Here is a 17598-nt window from a genome sequence, read left to right on the forward strand (position 1 = left end):
TTGCGTTTATTAAGCCTAAAAAAAGTTATCTATGTCAGATTTATGTCATGTATATGCGGATTAGCAATCATTCTGGTTATGAAAATAAAATTCCAGTTAAATTTAATCGCTTACATTTTCCTTTAAAAATTTTATTTATAAATCATGTTATTTATATTGACACAGTATAAGGCTATGACTATTATTATAAATATCACTGGAGAATATAAAGAAAAAAAGATGGAATTTTCGTTAAATATTCGTCAAAAACATCATTTTACAGTAAAAACCCTCATTAATTAATTCATTGGTAAAAATAATGGAGAATGAATAGTGAAAAAACATGACCAGGATTTTATGAAACGCCAGAATCGGCTGACGGTGTTTGAGATCATTAAGCACCAGCAGCCCATCTCCCGGGCTTCCATTGCCAAGCAGACCGGTATGAGCCCAACTACGGTAAGCCGCATTGTGGCGGAGCTTGCAGAGGAAGGGTATCTGCTGGAGTCCGAACAGGTCTCTGCCGGGCTCGGCAGGAAGTCCACGCTGCTTGAAATGGTAGATGCCGCCGTGCTTTCGGTAGGCGTTGAGCTGGACCGCCATCAAGTGAATATCGGCATTGTGGATTTGCAGGGAAATGCTGTAGCCATGAGCCAATATCCGCGGTCAGTGGAAGAGAGTCCCGAAGTTACGCTGGAACGCGTTGGAACAGAGATTGACCAGCTTACGAAATCCAATGAGATCGACTGTGAGCGGATCATCGGAGTTGGTGTAGGCCTTCCCGGGATTATAGATAATGACACGGGAGAAGTTATGTTCTCCGTACAGCTCGGTTGGAGAAATGTCCGGCTTGCTGAACGGCTTAAAGAAATCACGGGTTATGATGTGGCGGTGGACAACGAGCTCAAGGCCAAGGCCCTGGCCGAGCATATGAAGGGCGCGGCGATCGGCTCACAGCGGACTGTCCTGCTTGGTTTCGGGAATGGAGTAGGTTCGGCGTTCATCATGGATGGGGAGATCTACCGGGGCAGGACGAACAGCGCCGGTGAAATCGGCCATACGACGATTGATCCGAACGGCATGCTGTGCGACTGCGGGAAGGCGGGCTGCCTTCAGACTTACATCAATATCAAATCATTGCTGTCGGAAGCAAACAAGATCCGGCCGGTCCGCTCGATCGAGGACCTTTTTGAAGCCAAGAAGGCAGGGGAACGCTGGGCATTGCATCTGATCGAACGCGCGTTGATGTACATGGCGATCACCATTAACAATGTGGTCTGCATGTACAACCCGGACAGTGTCATCCTTAGCGGGGAACTAACCGACAAATTCCCGGAGATCTTCGATGAGGTGGTCGACCTGTGTTATTCGAAATATGTGTGGGAGCCCCTCAGGGGTGCCTTCCGGATTCTGAAGTCTGAACTGCATGAGCAGGGCGTGGTCATCGGCTCGGGATTGATTTCGCAAAACTGTTTTTTTGCATTGGAATAAGTCAGAAGAGTTAAGCAGGGGAGTGCAGGATTGGACATTAAGGAGGGGACAACGATGAGATTTACACCATTAGTTGAGGAGTACCGCGGCGGTGTGCTGGAGAACGTGCATTACGGAGCGGTCAGCATCGTGGATGAGAAGAGCCGAATCCTCTATTCGGCAGGTGACCCTGAACATCTCACGTTTCTAAGGTCGGCTGCCAAGCCGTTCCAGGCGCTTCCGGTTATGAAAAGAAAAGTTGACGAGGTGTACGGACTCACCGGACAGGAGGCGGCTCTGTTTTCTGCATCTCATCGTGGAGAGCGCTTTCATATTGATGCGCTGGAATCCATGCTTCTGAAGACAGGCATCAAGGAGGAAGGGCTGCACTGCTGTGAGTCGTATCCGCTCAATGAAGATGCGAAGGCCGAGCGCCACCGGGACCGCGAACCTAAGCGGAGAATCTTCCATAACTGCTCGGGCAAGCATATTGGACTTATTGCGCTGAGCAAGCATATGGGCTGGGATGAGCGGACGTATTACGAACCTGAGCATCCTGTTCAGAAGGAGATTGTGGAGACCCTTGCTTATATTGCAGAGGTTCCCGAAGCTTCGATCCCGCAAGGGATTGACGGCTGCGGACTGCCGATCTTTGCACTACCGCTGCACAAGATCGCCTATTCCTTCCTGAAGCTGGCCTGTCCGGACCTCATTGAAGATAAGGAGACACGGGAGGCGGCGGCCCGGATCGCCCGGCTGATGAATGAGTACCCCGATATGATCGCGGATACCCGGTTCGTCTGCTCGGAGTTGCTCAAGGACTCGAACCTGTCGGCCAAAGGCGGCGCAAAGGGTGTGTACGGCATCGGGCTGAGAAACGAAAGACTCGGAATCTCCCTTAAGGTGTCCGACGGTTCCGAACAGGTGTGGCCATGCATTATCGCTTCGATCCTCGAGCGCCTCGGATACAGCAATCAAGAGACAATTAACCGCTTATACAAGCTTGTACCGAATTCCATCGTCAATGATGGGGGAACGGAAGTGGGAGAGCGCCGGGCGGTGTTTGAACTGAAGCCTTCATCCAGGGAATAACCTCCAATCCTGCAAGTAAGCATACCGGACATGGAGCGATTCTATATTAACTACTTTTGAGGAGTGAGACGAATGAAGGTTCAAGGAAAAATGTGGTCCACACTAATGCTGCTTCTGATCTTCGCGGTAGTTGCCGCAGGCTGCGGAGGCAATACGGAGACTGGCAAGGAAAGTGCGAATACGGGCAAGAGTGAAGGTACTAAGACCGTATCCAAAAACAAAAAAGATGTTGTTATTGCCATTAATGCCAACTTTATTACACTGGACCCTCACAACACGAGCGATACTCATTCGATTACCGGAGCAAGAACCATGGTTGAAGGCCTGATGGGCTTCGACGAGAACATGAAAGTCGTTCCAGTGCTGGCCGACTCCTACAAAATTAGTGATGACGGTCTGGTATACACGTTTACATTGAAGCAGAACATCAAATTCCACGACGGTACGGACTTCAACGCCGAAGCAGTTAAGGTGAATCTGGACCGCATCCGTGATGAGAAGAACAATCTGAAGATGCGCAAGAGCTTCGCCAAAGTCAGCAAAGTTGAGGCACCGGATGCCAAAACCGTAGTCATCACCTTAAGCGAACCGTATAACGCCTTCCTGAACAAAGTGGCGATGGCCCTGATCGTAAGCCCTAAAGCACTGAAGGAGCATGGCGAGAATATCGGTAAAAATCCGGTAGGTACAGGTCCTTTCAAATTTAAGGAATGGGTGCAGGGTGACCGCCTTGTGGTGGTGAAGAACCCGGATTACTGGCAAAAGGATCTGCCGAAGGTGGAGAGCATCACCTTCAAGCCGGTACCGGAGAACGGTTCCCGGATTGCGATGCTGAAGACAGGGGAAGCGGATTTCATCTATCCGATGCCAACTGAACAAGTCTCCCAAGTAGAGGGGGACAGCAATATTGTGGTAGATAAAACGGATTCCACAATTGTCCGTTACGTCACACTCAACACGATGAAGAAGCCGTTTGATGATGTGAAGGTTCGTCAAGCGATTAACTATGCGATTAACAAAGAAGCTTACATTAAAGTCGTCAAATCCGGTCTGGGTGTGAAGCTGGATTCTACCATGTCATCCAAGACGCAATACTACTCCAAACAGAGCGGTTACGACTACAATGTGGAGAAAGCAAAGAGCCTGCTTGCAGAAGCCGGTTATCCTGATGGTTTCACGGCCGAGATTTGGGGCGAGAATGATTCCGAGACAATGAAAGGCATGCAGTTCATTCAGCAGCAACTGGCTCTTGTTGGCATCAAGCTGGATGTGAAGTCGATGGAAGGCGGTACCTTGTCTCAGCAGATTAACTCCGCTGCTACACCAGAGCAGGCCAAGATCCAAATGTGGTATGTAAGCTGGTCCCCGTCTTCCGGTGACGCAGACGGCGCTACAAGAGGTCTGTTCAGCAGCGAAATGTTCCCTCCGGCAGGAGCCAATACGGCGTACTATAAGAATCCGAACGTGGATCAATGGATTGCCGATGCCAACAAGGCGACCGATCCAGAGAAAGCGAAATCCATTTATGCCGATATTCAAAAAACAATCTGGGCTGATGCCCCATGGGCCTTCATGGGTGTGGATCAGGTGATTTCAGGCAAGAGAGCCAGCCTGAGCGGCGTAAAAGTATTACCGGACGGATCCATCACCGTTCGTGATGCGGAAGTGAAGTAATCGTTACTTAAGGACGAACAAGTCAGGGGATACGAGCAGGGAGCAAGAAGCAGAAAGTAAGAAGCTAGAAGCACTAAGCAAGCAATAGCTTGGGGTTGTTGATGCAAAACAAGGGGCCGTTTCTGTCTGTAGCTGAGGAGCGGCCCCTCTTATGTACTTGTTCGATGAAGGGGGCTCACATGATGGGAAGATACGCGCTACAAAGACTACTTGGAGTCATTCCGCTGCTGTTTGTCGTATCGGTGCTGGTTTTCATGTTCATACACTTAATTCCCGGCGATCCGGCCCGGCTTGTCGCGGGCAAGGAAGCCACGCTGGAGGAGATTAACGGCATACGGGCACAACTCGGGCTGGATCTGCCGCTATGGCAGCAATATTTCAATTATATGGGCAGGCTGCTGCATGGCGATCTGGGCAGTTCTCTACGGTCCGGCCTGCCGGTATCCGACATGCTGATGAGCAGATTGACGCCAACCCTTATTTTAACGTTTTTGAGCTTGGGTTGGGCATTAATCATCGGTCTGCTGATCGGTACGATCTCTGCGGTTAACCGCAACCGGTGGCCGGATTACGTGGGCATGCTGACCGCAATTTCAGGCATCTCGATCCCGGGCTTTTGGCTGGGGCTAGTGCTGATTCAGATCTTCTCGGTACAGCTCGGCTGGTTCCCTACCGGCGGAGTGGATTCCTGGAAGTCCTATATCCTGCCTTCCCTCACACTTGGAGCGGGAATTATGTCCATGCTTGCCCGGTTCTCCCGCTCATCCATGCTGGAGACGATGCGGGAAGATTATATCCGGACGGGACGTTCGAAAGGGCTTAGAGAGTTCACCGTGGTTGGACGGCATGCGCTGCGCAACTCGCTGATTCAGGTTGTCACTGTGGCGGGTCTGCAATTCGGGTTCCTGTTGGGCGGCTCCGTGATGGTGGAGACGGTATTCAGTATTCCGGGTCTTGGAAGGCTGCTTGTGGATTCGATTTCTTTTCGGGATTATACCGTGATTCAAGCGCTGCTACTGCTGTTTGCGACCCAATTCATACTTATTAATCTTATCGTTGATATGCTGTACGGTGTGCTGAACCCGAAAATCAGGTATGCGTCTAGCTAGGAGGGGAACAGGATGGACAACAATACAACGGTGATGGGAGCCGACTCCTCAGGAGCGGCTGTGACCCTGGTGACGAAGCCGACCAAAGGCCGTGCAGCGGAGTTCTTCAGCAAGTTCTGCAAGCAGAGAGCGTCGCTTGCAGCAGGCATTTTTATTATTTTTCTGGCAATTATAGCGATCTTCGGTCCGCATCTTACACCTTATGATCCGAACGCGCCGGATTATGATGCGCTCATGACAGGTCCATCGGCCGCGCACTGGGCCGGAACCGATGAATACGGCAGGGATATCTTAAGCCGTCTGCTTGACGGAACAAGGTTGACCTTGGCGGTCAGCTTGAGTTCCGTGCTGATTGCGGCTGTGCTGGGTACCGTGCTTGGATTGCTCAGCGGATATTACGGAGGCTGGCTCGACCGGCTCATCATGCGGGGCAGCGATGTGCTGTTCTCCTTTCCCGATCTGCTGCTGGCTATCGGGATTGTGGCGATTCTGGGCCCGGGACTGTCCAATGTGGTCATTGCCGTTGCCGTGTTCGGCACGCCGTCATTTGCGCGGATTATCCGTAGTGTCACCTTAAGCGCCAAAGAAACTTTATTTGTGGAAGCAGCCCGCTCGATGGGCGCGAAGAACGTGCGCATTGTTTGGAAGCATATTTTTCCGCAGACCGTGCCGAGTGTGATCGTGAACGTAACGATGAAGATCGGCGGTGCGATTCTGGCGGCATCCTCCTTGAGCTTCCTGGGTATGGGGGCGAAGCCGACCGAACCGGACTGGGGCGCGATGCTGAGCATGGGACGCGACTATTTGAGCATCGCTCCGCACATCGTGTATTTTCCCGGGATAGCGATCTTCCTGGCTGTGCTTGCATTCAACCTGGTTGGGGACGGCCTGCGTGATGCGCTCGATCCCAAGACGAAAAATTAAAGGGGGACAGGGCCGTGACGACTCGATTGCTTGAAGTGGAAGGATTGAAGACGGAGTTCAGACGGGATGGCGGAAGCGTAATGGCTGTGTCCGGCATTGATTTTCACATCAATAGAGGTGAAGTGCTGGGGCTGGTCGGTGAGAGCGGCTGCGGCAAAAGTGTGACTTCCCTGTCGATTATGCGCCTGCTCAAAGATACACCGGGAAGGATCGCTGGCGGGGCAGTCCGGTTCGAAGGCACCGACCTGACTCAGATTCAAGAGAAGGAGATGCGGAAGTTCCGTGGCAATGAACTGGCGATGATCTTCCAGGAGCCGATGACCTCCCTGAACCCGGTGCTGCGAATCGGACGGCAGTTGGAAGAGCCGATCATGCTGCATCTTGGCTACAACCGGAAGCGTGCGAGGGAGCATGCCGTTCATACGCTGAAGCTGGTCGGGATTCCCCGGGCGGAAGACGTGGCCGATGAGTATCCGCATCAGCTGTCCGGCGGAATGAGGCAGCGCGTGATGATTGCGATGGCCATGTCGTGCGGCCCGAAGCTGCTTATTGCCGATGAGCCGACAACGGCACTTGATGTGACCATCCAGGCGCAGATTCTTGACCTGATGAAGCGATTGAAGGAAGAACAGGAGATGGGCATGCTTTTGATTACACACGATCTCGGTGTTGTGGCGGAAATGTGTGACCGGGTGGTTGTTATGTATGCGGGACGGGTTGTGGAAGAGGCACCGGTTCAGGAGTTATTCGCAAATCCCCAGCATCCGTACACCAAAGGCTTGATCCAATCCGTTCCCAAGCTGCGCCAGAAGGTTCGCCGTCTGGAATCCATTCAGGGCAATGTGCCTGACTTAAGTGCGATGCCTCCAGGCTGCAAATTCATGCCGCGATGTGCGTATGCGATGGAGCGGTGCCTTCAGGAACCGGAGCTTCTGCTTGTGGAAGGACAGGAGCAGCGCAAAAGCCGCTGCTGGTTGACGCAGATGGATACACCGGAAGGGGGAGACAACCAATGATACAGTCACATACAGAGACTCCGCTGGTTGAGGTAAAGGGGTTACGCAAATCTTTTGCCGTGAAAAAGGGCTGGTTCGGCGCGGCTAAATACTTGCGCGCAGTGGATGGTCTGTCCTTTGCTATACGCAAAGGGGAGACGTTCAGTCTGGTCGGGGAGAGCGGCTGCGGGAAGTCTACGACCGGGCGGCTTGTGAATCGGCTGCTGAAGCCAACAAGCGGTGAAGTATGGTTCAACGGACAGAATATCAGCAACCTCTCCGACAACCAGATGCGTCCAATGCGCAAAGATATGCAGATGGTCTTTCAAGATCCATACGCATCGCTCAATCCGCGGATGAAAGTGAAGGAACTTGTGGCTGAACCGCTGCTGATCCATACGAAGCTCAGCGTGAAGGAACGGGATAAGCTGGCCCGGGAACTGCTGGAGACAGTAGGCCTCAGCAGCATTCATGCCGAGCGCTATGCACATGAGTTCAGCGGTGGCCAGCGGCAGCGGATCGGGATTGCCCGGGCGCTGTCCGTACGTCCGAGCCTGATTGTGGCGGATGAACCGGTCTCGGCGCTGGATGTATCTATCCAGTCCCAGGTGCTGAATCTGATGCAGGATCTTCAAGAGGAGTACGGCCTGACTTATCTGTTCATTTCCCACGATCTTAGTGTGGTTGAGCATATTAGCGACCGTATCGGTGTGATGTATCTGGGTACGCTGGTGGAGACGGCGGACAAAGACACGCTCTATGACCGGCCGCTTCATCCTTATACGCAGGCGCTGCTGTCATCCGTGCCGGTTCCAGATCCGAATCAGAAGCGGGAGCGCATTATTCTAAAAGGGGACTTGCCGAGTCCGGTTGATCCGCCTTCCGGCTGCCGGTTCCATAACCGCTGCCCGGCCTGCATGGATATTTGCAGGCAGCAGGAGCCGGTATTCCGGGAAGTGGAACCCGGACATCAGGTCGCCTGCCATCTCTATAATGAAGCCTGATTAGGCGGCTTATTACAATGCCTAAGGAAAGGATCGCCATGCACATTACACTAGATATGACTGAACTGGCGGATGTTCTCATTCATCCGGTATATGCGGGGGAATCGTTTCCCTATGCGCTGAATGAAGCGCGCAAGCGGCAGGGCACCATGACCTGGCTGTACGCCCGTTCTGCAGGTGAAGCGGATGTGCTCGCCGCCGGAATGGGGGAGCGTTGTGCCGTGACGCTGGAACGGGTACGCCGCGCCGGGGGCGCCGCGGCACGGACTCTGCTGCAGGAAGGGCGGGGCAGCGCAACGCTGCTCAGACATCCGGGCACAGCAATTGGAGTTGGAGTTGGAGTTGGAGGCCGTGAGAGCATAGAGTCCGCGGCCGCGTGGCTGCAGGCCTGGATGGAGGGCTGGCTGCTTGGATTATACCGGTTCGATAAATATAGAAATGTCACGAAAATAAGCGGCAGTGTGAAGTTGAATCTGCGGTCTGCAGATTGGCCTGAACTGTCCGCGGCCGGGCTGAATTCGGTCATTCAGACGGCCATGCACCGGGCGGAGGCGACAAATCTGACCCGGGACTGGGTGAATGAGACGCCGGGTACGTTGAACCCGGATGCTTTTGTGGAATGGACGCGGGATCTCTTCAAAGACAGGCCGGTAAATATTTATGTCTACCGGGGGCAGGAGCTAACTGAGCGCGGCATGAACGGCCTGCTGGCAGTGGGTGCCGGGAGCAAGCATGCTCCGGCGCTAATCGAGCTGAGGTACGAAGCCTGCCCGGATGCCCCGATGCTGGCCTTGGTCGGCAAAGCCATCACCTTCGATATGGGCGGCATGAACGCGAAAACGGGCCGGGACATCAGCGATGCCCGGATGGATATGGGCGGAGCGGCCGCAGTTATCGGCGCGCTGGACATTCTGGTCCGGCAGCAGGCCAAGGTCCGGGTCACGGCCCTGATCGCCGTGGCCGATAACCTGCCGGATGCCCGCGCCACGCTGCCTTCATCCGTGATTGCTTATCCGAACGGCTTGACCGTTCAAATTGCAAATACGGATGGAGAAGGCCGGCTCGTGCTGGCAGACGCGCTGATCCATGCGGCCGGGCTTGGCGCAGCGCAGGTGATCGACATTGCCACGCTAACGGGCAATGTCGGAGATGCGCTGGGACTCGGGATCGCCGGCATATGGGGCGATGCCGATATGACGCGCGAGCTGGCCCGGATTGGCGAGCATAATGGCGAGCGGCTGTGGCCGATGCCGCTTATGGATGATTATGAATCCGAGCTGAGAAGTAATTATGCCGACCTGCGTAACGTGGGTACCTCTACGCTGGCTGGCGCCATCACAGCAGCGTTATTTATTCGGCGGTTCGTCGACAAATCCATGAACTGGGTCCATATTGATATGGCCGGCACGGTACAGCACAAGCAGGATGTCGGTTACGCAGAGGCGGGAGCGACAGGGTATGGCGCGAGACTGCTGGCTGATTATGCGGTGAATTATGCCCGGAAGTGTGACGCGGGAAAGGCACCAGGGAATGGAGCAAGGAATGCAACAGAGGACGTATCCGAGGATGTGTCAGAGAATACATCAAGGAATGAAGCAAGGAATGCGGCAGGGTTGGTATCAGGGGAAGTATCCGTAAATGAATCCCGGAAACAGGAGGATTCGTTATGATTCTGGAAGTCATCGCTACCTGTATTGACGATGCGTTAAGGGCTGAAGAAAATGGGGCAAATCGGCTGGAGCTGATTACGGCCGTTACCGAAGGCGGGTTGACGCCGGGCATCGGATTGATCCGCCAGGTTGTAAGGGCTGTGCGGATTCCGGTCCATGTGATGGTCCGGCCGCACAGTCGCAGCTTTGTGTACAGCAAGCTTGATCTGGAGACGATGATAGCCGAGATCCAGGCCATTAACACGGCAGGTGCCGCAGGCATTGTAATCGGTGCACTCACGGCGGAAGGGCTGATTGATGAAAACGCGCTGGGGGATCTGCTTCCCTGGGCGGACGGGATGCAGATCACCTTCCACCGGGCTTTTGATGAACTGAAGGACCAGCTTGCAGGCTTGCAGACGCTAATGCGTTACCCGCAAATTACCCGGGTGCTGACCTCGGGCGGACTGAAGCCCGCAACCGAGGCGATGCCTGCTATTCGCAGACTTGTTGAGGCCACCGAAGGTCGCTCGCTTCGAATTCTTGCCGGGAACGGCCTGACTCCGGAAGCGGCCGGGTCTTTCATCGAACAGACGGGAGTTACAGAAGTTCATTTCGGCTCCGCAGTCCGTTACGAACGTTCCGGTCTTGCACCGATTGATCCGGTACAGCTGCGGGCATTGGCTGACAGCCTTGGTCAGTATGCCTGATCTTGATCTGGAACTGCGCAGGTACTGCATGCAAGAACAGGGAAGGCAACTGAGAATGGGACGAACCGGCTGATTGCGCTGGTAATTACGTTGATGATTGTAAGTGCTGATGAAGCAGATCGTAATTTCCAGGAGGGGGACAGCAAGCTTTGGTATTGCAAACTGTAAGCACTGTCCGTGCGAAATTCCTAAATCTGCATGAAGCAACGGCAAGCAGATGAAGCAAGCTGAAAGCTTCAACAGCACATGAGTCAACCAAGGCAGCGGGTAAAGCGGGGAAGAAATGCATGAAATATAGAGCGAACGTTGTCTTATGTCCCATCCATACAGATCTGAAAATAGGTGATTGATTTGCAGAACACAGACAAATATGTAGTGGGAATTGACCTTGGTGGAACAAAGATTGCCGCGGCTCTCTTTAATGCTGACGGTGAGATATTGAACCGTGAACGCATGGAGACGGCGAACGCCCGCACAGCGGAAGAAGTCGTGCAGCGTATGGTGGAGATGATTCATTCCGTGTCCATGGGACACCCGGTATGCGGCGTAGGTCTGGCCTCGCCTGGAACCGTGAACAGTAAGGACGGTATCGTGCTTCAGGGCACGAACCTGCCGGAATGGAACAACATTCCTCTGAAAAAGTGGATGGGAGACGCACTTGGCGTCGAGGTGGAGGTTGTTAATGACGCGAACGCAGCGGCATGGGGCGAGTATGTCCGGGGTGCGGGAAAAGGCTCCGGGAACATGGTATACATCACGTTCAGTACAGGCATCGGTGCGGGCATCGTCCTCGACGGGAAGCTGTTCATGGGCGCGACTTCCTTTGCCGGGGAGCTGGGCCATAACATTGTTGTGCCGGATGGGCCCGCATGCATCTGCGGGAACAATGGCTGCTGGGAGATGTACGCTTCAGGAACCGCCATCCGCGACTCGGCGCTGCAACTTATGTTGAGCAGCCCGTCCGTGATTGGACAACTGGCTGCTGCAAGCGGTGAAGAGGTCTCGGCCAAGCATGTGTTCGAAGCTCATCGTCAGGATGACCCCATCGCCGCCCAAGTGGTGAACCGGGCGGTTCATTACATGGCGCTGGGCTTGGCCAACGTGATTCATACATTTAATCCCGACCGGATTGTAATCGGCGGCGGCGTAAGCAAGGCAGGCGACCTGCTGTTCCCGGCGCTTAAGGCGGAGACCGGGAAGCTGGTCATGAAGCCATACCGTGGCACGTATGAGATCGTGCCTGCGGGATTGCGGGACGACGTCGGCCTGATCGGAGCCGCGGCTTTGTTTCATACTTGATTTAAGCGGGAACTAATGAACTTTATGTTAAGTAACGGAGGAGATCGGAACGATTCTGAAGAGGCGAAGCTTGTCCGGGATTTCATCCGCTAAGCGGTATAATCCAGAAATCTGGGGCCAACAGCGATCGCAAGAACGTTCCGCATCCAGAGTAATTTCTTCAGCCGTTGTGTGTATTTAGAATCACTTCAAAGGAGACGGGGGATTGTCGCATGAGCACAAGAGAGCAAAGGACCCGGTGGTTTTTGCAAGACCGGTTCGGCATGTTCATTCACTGGGGATTATATTCCATTCCGGCCAGGGGAGAATGGATTCGAGGCAACGAGCGGATGAGTTATGAGCAGTATCAAGTGTATTTTGACGAGTTCGACGCATCCCGGTATGAACCGAAGAAATGGGCGAAGGCCGCCAAGGCTGCAGGACAAAAGTATGCGGTGCTGACGACCAAGCATCACGACGGCTTCTGCCTGTTCGACAGCAAGCTGACGGATTTCAAGGCGACGAACACCCCGGCTGGACGAGACCTGGTTCGTGAGTATGTGGATGCTTTTCGCGAGGAGGGCATTAGGGTCGGACTGTATTATTCGATCATCGACTGGCATCATGACGATTATCCGGGATATGGGGACAAAGCGCACCCGGATCGGGACAATGAAGCGGCCAAGAACAAGCCAATCGACTTCGACCGATATCTGGACTACATGCATGGTCAGGTGAAGGAATTGCTCACAAACTACGGCAAGATTGACATCATGTGGTTCGATTTCTCCTATGATGATATGACCGGCGAGAAATGGAGAGCGACCGAGCTGATTCGGATGATTCGTTCCATCCAGCCGGATATCATCATTGATAACCGCCTGGGCGGTAATATCCGGGCGGCAGAACCCGAGGAATATGCCGGGGATTTCTTCTCCCCGGAGCAGATCATTCCACCTGGTGGCATCGTGGATGAGAAGGGGGAAGTTGTCCCTTGGGAAGCGTGTATCACCCTTAACGATAACTGGGGTTATCATGCTGCGGACAAGAACTACAAGTCAGCCAAGCAGGTGATTCGTACCCTGGTCGAATGCGTCAGCAAGAACGGGAACTTGCTGCTTAACGTGGCCCCGGATGCGAAGGGCGAGATCAATCGGGAAACACTGGAGGTGCTGGACGAAGTAGGGGAATGGCTGAGACTGAACGGTGACAGCATTTATGGCTGTAAGGCGGCTGATTTGCCGAAGCCCGAGTGGGGCCGCTACACCCAGAACGGGAACAGGCTGTATGCCCATGTATATGACCGAGGGATAGGCCCAATTTACTTCGAAGGGTTGAAGGGCAAGATTAAGAAAGCCAGACTGCTGCGGGATGGGACCGAACTTAAGGTAGAAGTTCCGTGGATGGCGCTGGAATACTCCGACATTGAGAACGGCGCCTTCATTAATATTGCCGGATCCAGGCTCCCTGATGAGAGCGATACGGTGATTGAACTTCATCTGAGATAGGGCTGCGGCTTTAACTTTTAACAGAGTACAATCTATAGGGCTAAACAGAATTGCAGGACACGGAAGGTCATCCCGTGTCTTTTTTTCATCCTCCTTGATTGAGCTATAATTATTAGATTTCACAAATTATGGATACACAAAATTGTATTGGAGATGATGCATGTCGATGGCATTTCAAAAGTCAATTTAAAATCACTGATTTGACGAAACAAATGGCAGAACCGTGTTGCTATGGTTCTAAATCGGTTCCCTACATTCTTTTTTTCGTGCTTATCACGTGCCAAGGCAAACTCAGCAAAATCAACTAAATTAGTTCCAGACTTTTTTATCACCTGACATCAGGGCCAGATTGCCGAACTGCCGGCCCTCCTTCATGTAGGCGAATGCCTCTACCGCGTCGCGCATCGGAAAAACTTTATGTACGACAGGTTTGAGGTTGTGTTCCGCCACAAATCGGAGCATCGCATGAAATTCTTCCGAGCTGCCCATGGACGTTCCGATCACACTGAGCTGGGGAAAAAAGAGGGCGCGCAGCGGCAGTTCGACGGAATCCCCCGAGCTGGCTCCGAAACTGACGATACGCCCGTCGGGTTTAAGGATATCGAAATAGTTGGGGAAGGTAGCGGGACCTATGCTGTCCAGTACTAAATCCGCTTTCGTTTCCTCGAAGAGGGCTTTCCAGCTTCCGCCGCTTTCAAAGCAGAAATCGGCCCCGAGACGCCTGGCCAGCTCCAGTTTGTGTTCGCTCCGGGACGAGACACTGACCCGGGCCCCGGCAGCCTTGGCCATCTGGAGCGCGATCGTCGCGACGCCTCCTCCGATACCGGGTATGACGACGTGCTGGCCTGCCTTAAGGCCGCCCCGGGTAAATAACGCGCGGTAAGCGGTCAGCGCGGACAAACCGAGAACGGCGGCTTCCTCCCAGGTGAGGTGAGAGGGTTTAGCGACGGCATTTTCTGCAGGCACGATGATAAAATCGGCAAAAGTCCCGTCGGAGGGACTTCCGATGATTTGAAGATCTTCCGGCAGCGAGTCCGTTTTTTTCCAATTTAAAGTCGGATTCAGCGCGACCTCTAGGTTCAGAAGGCCGGGGGAGACGCCTTCTCCGATTTCCGTCACAATCCCCGCTCCGTCCGAGCCGGGTATTAACGGTCTGTCACCGGCATTACGGTCATTTATAACGAACAAATCGCGATGATTGAGACCCGCTGCGATTAGCTTGACTTTAACTTCCCCGAATCCTGGATGCTTGTCTTCCGCTGCGGAATAGACGAGTCCGTCGACACCGCTTTTTTCTCTATGCAGAACAGCTTTCATAATAAATCCCTCCGGTCTAAAATCTTGTCGGATCAACGAGTTCTGACATGTTGAATTTTACACAGGGCCGATCATCAAGTAAAATCATTAGAAATGAACAAGGGTATCGATTTCAATAATGGAAAGTCAGGGAGGTCCAGATGGAGAGCGGTGATCTGAAAATTTTCCGTACGGTGGCCCGGGAGGGAAGCATCACCAAGGCGGCGCATATCCTCAACTATGTCCAGTCCAATGTGACCAACAGGATCCAGCTCCTCGAAACGGAACTGGGCACGCAGCTGTTCTATCGGTCCAGCAAAGGGATGAAGCTGACGGCGGCCGGTCAAAATTTGCTTGGGTACGCCGATAAAATTGTGGTTCTGCTGGAAGAAGCCGTGAAATCCGCCCAAGCGACGGATATTCCGAAAGGCCCGCTCCGGCTGGGCTCACTTGAAACGACGGCCGCCATCCACCTGCCGCAGCTGCTCACCCGGTATCACGGTCTGTATCCGGACGTCGAGCTTTCGCTGATCACCTCCGATTCGCACAGGCTTATCCGCAAAATCAAAGATTACGAGCTGGATGGGGCCTTCGTGTACGGACCTGTTTCACAGGAGGAACTTGAATGCCAACCCGCGTTCGAGGAAGAGCTGGTGTTGATTTCGGAGCCGAAAGAAACGGATCTTGCCGAGCTGCTGAAGAAACCTCTGCTGTTTTTCGGTTCGGGCTGCTCCCACCGGGACAGAGTCGAGCGGCTGCTGGCTAAGGAAGGCGTCGAGGCCCGTCATATGATCGAGTTTGGTACCCTAGAGGCTATCATCGGTGGTGTCTCGGCGGGGCTTGGCGTTTCGCTGCTTCCCCGTTCGTCGATCAGCAGAATCGTTCAGGCCAGGGAGGTTTACCTGCATCCGATACCGGAGGAATTCAGGGAAATCAACGTCGTGTTTATTTACCGGAAGGATTTGTTTAAAACGGAAGCATTCAAGGTGTTTCTGGATTTTTTGCGGAGTGAGGGGACAGATAGAGAGAGGCGGGGGAGAGAGTAAACACCCGCAGAAGCAGATCCGGGAGAAATGCGAGTTCGGGACTGGGAGCGAACGCATGCGAAGCGGACAGACGTTTTGCGGGTGCGCAAGTTCGCCCGCACATCCGTTATGCACATATGCTTCGGCAGGACGATCGGATACGATTATTCCGCCGAAGATAACAAAGGGCAAGGCAGCCGTCCAGGTGCCGGATCGCGCACTTCGACAAGCAAAAAACCGATTTCCGGCAAAGATCCGGAAATCGGTTTTTTAGGATCGAGCCGCTTACTTAAGCTGCCACAGCGCCGGAACGTTGGAAGGCTCCCAGCCTGCGATCGAGGTGTGCGGCTGACGGCACTCGTAAGTCGAGCCGTTGTACGTCACGAGGGTGCCTGTAGTGTAAGCCGTGTTGACCGCCCAAGCGGCAACCGCCGGGCCGGAAGCTGTCGTTACCGACACCGCATTGCTGTTGGCGGATTCGTTACCGGCCGCATCAATCGCCCGCACTGTGAACGTATAAGCCGTGCTTGGCGTCAAGCCGGACACGGTATACGTGAGCGTCGAGCCCGAAACCGTGCCTGCAAGCGTCGTGCCCTTGTAGATGCGGTAGCCTGTCACGCCTACGTTATCGGTGGCCGCATTCCAGCTCAAGGCAACCGACGAGGAGGTTGCCGTTCCGGCAGTCAGGCCGGCAGGTGCCGTCGGCGCCTGGTTATCGACAGGAGCGGATCCCGTCGTGAACGTAACCGGATTGCTGGCCGGAGAAGTGTTGCCGGCCGCATCGATGGCTTTTACCGTAAAGGTGTAAGCCGTATTCGGAGTAAGGCCGGTTACATTGTAGGAGGTGGCGGATCCGCTAGTTGTCGTAACGAGCGTGGAACCGTTATAAACCTGATACCCGGTTACACCGACGTTATCCGTCGACGCGCCCCAAGTCAGAGTAGCGCCCGTAGTCGTCACGTTGGACGCGGCTGCGCCGGACGGCGCAGTCGGAGCGACTGTGTCGGAAGGATTGCTGCCGCCGAAATTAACGTCGATCACGTTGTAGAAAGCATTCGCCGTATCGGCGATTTCCCAGACAGCCAGGATGACTTGATAACCTGTTCTGGCCGGAACATTACAAGTATCGGAGTAAGAGAACGGAGGCTGTTTACCGCCGTAGTTCACGGAACAGAACGGCGTCAGGTCGAAAGAGTTTCTTGTGAGTGCGGAATTCGGATCCCAGTTGGCTTTGGTGATGTAATATTTCCAGCTTGTCGTCGCATGGGCGGCCGTCAGCTTCCACGTGAACGTGTTTGTGCCGGCGGAGATGTTCACTTTGCTCCAGCGGGTTGCGGACTGCTCGTCCAATTTCGGGAAAATTCCGCCTGCGCTACCGATTTTACCGTCGGCAGGGCCGGCAGCCGGGAAGCCTTTCGGATATTCGAGGCTTTGAGGCTCGTAAACGACGGCTCCGCAGTCTTTGTTGGTTCCCTGCTTACAGAGGTAAGCCCGGCTGCCGGGTGACTCGACATAGCCGTGGGCAGACGCTTTTTGCGCGAGTAAAAGCATGCAGAACGCAAGGATCAGCGACAATCCGGCGGCAAACAGAATCCGGGTTGTGATGGAGCGGGAGATACGAACAGTTGACATATAATTGGCCTCCTTTTAATGGGAATGCTAAGAGAACGGCTCGAAAAGTCATTATCCTGGCAGCGGCAGTTCTGGATCATCTCCTTTCTGTGCTTGCGCAATGTGCAGAACGGAAAATTTTTGCGGGGCAACGTTAGGCTATCCCTCCTTAAAGAAGGTGGATTTATATAAACTCCTGGGAGCTTATATACATAGAGAATAGGCGGAAACCGGGAACTTGGAAAAGTTAGCGTGCGAGATGCAGAAAACGGAG

Annotated in this window: 14 protein-coding genes; 12 read left to right on the top strand and 2 right to left on the bottom strand. The window is 53.8% G+C overall.

Annotated features, from left to right (window positions below; genetic code table 11):
- Positions 1-312 precede the first annotated feature (312 nt).
- The 11 genes from KVT34_RS03930 (at position 313) to KVT34_RS03980 (ending at position 13392) form a co-directional block, all read left to right on the top strand.
- Positions 313-1470, top strand: coding sequence for an ROK family transcriptional regulator (locus KVT34_RS03930; protein WP_217556781.1), 1158 nt, complete (start codon positions 313-315; stop codon positions 1468-1470).
- 54 nt (positions 1471-1524) lie between these two features.
- Positions 1525-2541 carry an asparaginase gene (locus tag KVT34_RS03935; protein WP_217556782.1) on the top strand — a complete coding sequence of 339 codons (1017 nt, stop codon included), beginning with the start codon at positions 1525-1527 and terminating at the stop codon, positions 2539-2541.
- Positions 2542-2613: 72 nt separating this feature from the next.
- On the top strand, positions 2614-4215 hold the full coding sequence (locus KVT34_RS03940; RefSeq protein ID WP_217556783.1) for a glutathione ABC transporter substrate-binding protein: 1602 nt from the start codon (positions 2614-2616) through the stop codon (positions 4213-4215).
- 182 nt (positions 4216-4397) lie between these two features.
- A complete protein-coding gene (locus tag KVT34_RS03945) occupies positions 4398-5324 on the top strand; it encodes an ABC transporter permease subunit (protein ID WP_217557257.1) in 927 nt (308 codons plus the stop codon).
- 12 nt (positions 5325-5336) lie between these two features.
- On the top strand, positions 5337-6248 hold the full coding sequence (locus KVT34_RS03950; protein WP_217556784.1) for an ABC transporter permease: 912 nt from the start codon (positions 5337-5339) through the stop codon (positions 6246-6248).
- Positions 6249-6262: 14 nt separating this feature from the next.
- On the top strand, positions 6263-7264 hold the full coding sequence (locus KVT34_RS03955; RefSeq protein ID WP_217556785.1) for an ABC transporter ATP-binding protein: 1002 nt from the start codon (positions 6263-6265) through the stop codon (positions 7262-7264).
- A complete protein-coding gene (locus KVT34_RS03960; RefSeq protein WP_009673582.1) occupies positions 7261-8247 on the top strand; it encodes an ABC transporter ATP-binding protein in 987 nt (328 codons plus the stop codon). Before KVT34_RS03955 ends, KVT34_RS03960 begins: the two co-directional genes overlap by 4 nt.
- A 17-nt stretch (positions 8248-8264) precedes the next feature.
- Positions 8265-9917 (top strand): leucyl aminopeptidase family protein, encoded by a 1653-nt coding sequence (locus KVT34_RS03965; RefSeq protein ID WP_254634518.1) that lies wholly within the window; start codon positions 8265-8267, stop codon positions 9915-9917.
- A complete protein-coding gene (locus KVT34_RS03970; RefSeq protein WP_217556786.1) occupies positions 9914-10606 on the top strand; it encodes a copper homeostasis protein CutC in 693 nt (230 codons plus the stop codon). The genes KVT34_RS03965 and KVT34_RS03970 overlap by 4 nt, the downstream gene beginning before the upstream one ends.
- A 342-nt stretch (positions 10607-10948) precedes the next feature.
- Entirely contained in the window at positions 10949-11905 is a 957-nt protein-coding gene (locus KVT34_RS03975) for an ROK family protein (RefSeq protein WP_217556787.1), read from the top strand.
- 212 nt (positions 11906-12117) lie between these two features.
- The gene (locus KVT34_RS03980; protein WP_217556788.1) at positions 12118-13392 is read left to right on the top strand and encodes an alpha-L-fucosidase; all 1275 of its coding nucleotides are present in this window, start codon (positions 12118-12120) and stop codon (positions 13390-13392) included.
- A gap of 309 nt (positions 13393-13701) precedes the next feature.
- Here the strand turns inward: KVT34_RS03980 and KVT34_RS03985 are convergent, their stop codons facing one another.
- Positions 13702-14709, bottom strand: coding sequence for a quinone oxidoreductase family protein (locus KVT34_RS03985; RefSeq protein ID WP_217556790.1), 1008 nt, complete (start codon positions 14707-14709; stop codon positions 13702-13704).
- A gap of 140 nt (positions 14710-14849) precedes the next feature.
- Here KVT34_RS03985 and KVT34_RS03990 point away from each other — a divergent pair, with 140 nt between their 5' ends.
- Positions 14850-15734: a LysR family transcriptional regulator gene (locus KVT34_RS03990; protein ID WP_217556791.1), complete on the top strand. Its 885-nt coding sequence runs from the start codon at positions 14850-14852 to the stop codon at positions 15732-15734.
- A gap of 264 nt (positions 15735-15998) precedes the next feature.
- Here the strand turns inward: KVT34_RS03990 and KVT34_RS03995 are convergent, their stop codons facing one another.
- Positions 15999-17345: a lytic polysaccharide monooxygenase gene (locus KVT34_RS03995; RefSeq protein WP_217556792.1), complete on the bottom strand. Its 1347-nt coding sequence runs from the start codon at positions 17343-17345 to the stop codon at positions 15999-16001.
- Positions 17346-17598: the final 253 nt, after the last annotated feature.

Origin of the sequence: Paenibacillus sp. GbtcB18 (assembly GCF_019091125.1) — a bacterium.
Classification (GTDB): Bacteria; Bacillota; Bacilli; order Paenibacillales; family NBRC-103111; genus Paenibacillus_F; species Paenibacillus_F chitinolyticus.

What these genes read in the sequence shown, in the direction of transcription:
- KVT34_RS03935 (WP_217556782.1), top strand. Translation starts at nt 1,525, where the DNA reads ATGAGATTTACACCATTAGTTGAGGAGTACCGCGGCGGTGTGCTGGAG.
- KVT34_RS03985 (WP_217556790.1), bottom strand. Translation starts at nt 14,709, where the DNA reads ATGAAAGCTGTTCTGCATAGAGAAAAAAGCGGTGTCGACGGACTCGTC.
- KVT34_RS03945 (WP_217557257.1), top strand. Translation starts at nt 4,398, where the DNA reads ATGGGAAGATACGCGCTACAAAGACTACTTGGAGTCATTCCGCTGCTG.
- KVT34_RS03995 (WP_217556792.1), bottom strand. Translation starts at nt 17,345, where the DNA reads ATGTCAACTGTTCGTATCTCCCGCTCCATCACAACCCGGATTCTGTTT.
- KVT34_RS03990 (WP_217556791.1), top strand. Translation starts at nt 14,850, where the DNA reads ATGGAGAGCGGTGATCTGAAAATTTTCCGTACGGTGGCCCGGGAGGGA.
- KVT34_RS03970 (WP_217556786.1), top strand. Translation starts at nt 9,914, where the DNA reads ATGATTCTGGAAGTCATCGCTACCTGTATTGACGATGCGTTAAGGGCT.
- KVT34_RS03940 (WP_217556783.1), top strand. Translation starts at nt 2,614, where the DNA reads ATGAAGGTTCAAGGAAAAATGTGGTCCACACTAATGCTGCTTCTGATC.
- KVT34_RS03980 (WP_217556788.1), top strand. Translation starts at nt 12,118, where the DNA reads ATGAGCACAAGAGAGCAAAGGACCCGGTGGTTTTTGCAAGACCGGTTC.
- KVT34_RS03965 (WP_254634518.1), top strand. Translation starts at nt 8,265, where the DNA reads ATGCCTAAGGAAAGGATCGCCATGCACATTACACTAGATATGACTGAA.
- KVT34_RS03950 (WP_217556784.1), top strand. Translation starts at nt 5,337, where the DNA reads ATGGACAACAATACAACGGTGATGGGAGCCGACTCCTCAGGAGCGGCT.
- KVT34_RS03960 (WP_009673582.1), top strand. Translation starts at nt 7,261, where the DNA reads ATGATACAGTCACATACAGAGACTCCGCTGGTTGAGGTAAAGGGGTTA.